The sequence below is a fragment of the Clostridioides sp. ZZV14-6153 genome (genome assembly GCF_020657855.1).
Classification (GTDB): domain Bacteria; phylum Bacillota; class Clostridia; order Peptostreptococcales; family Peptostreptococcaceae; genus Clostridioides.
The window spans coordinates 1-348 of record NZ_JAGWCZ010000089.1 but is presented as its reverse complement, the minus strand read 5'-3'; the positions used below and the strand labels follow the sequence as shown (position 1 = coordinate 348).

Below are 348 nucleotides of genomic sequence, written 5' to 3'. Positions count from 1 at the left end.
GCTCCAAGGGTGGGGCTCGAACCCACAGCCTACCGGTTAACAGCCGGTTGCTCCACCGTTGAGCTACCTTGGAACATCTAACGTGGCTATGTCCTACTCTCCCAGGCAGTTTCCCACCAAGTACCATCAGCGCTAGAGAACTTAACTTCTGTGTTCGGAATGGGAACAGGTGTATCTTCTCTGCTATTATAACCACATTTCTTTCTTGTTGCTAGGACAAGTATAATATTAACATTTTTTGTTATTTTTGTCAATACTTTTTTCATACTTTTTTAGAGTTAACACTCTAAAAACTACATATATATTTTAATTAATGAACATCAAATAAATATTGGTCAAGTCCTCGAC

At 39.4% G+C, this 348-nt stretch carries 1 tRNA gene and 1 rRNA gene; both read right to left on the bottom strand.

Annotated features, from left to right (window positions below):
* Window position 1 precedes the first annotated feature (1 nt).
* A tRNA-Asn gene (locus tag KGF46_RS19820) sits at window positions 2–73 on the bottom strand.
* A gap of 7 nt (window positions 74–80) precedes the next feature.
* Window positions 81–197, bottom strand: a 5S ribosomal RNA gene (rrf, locus tag KGF46_RS19815).
* Window positions 198–348: the final 151 nt, after the last annotated feature.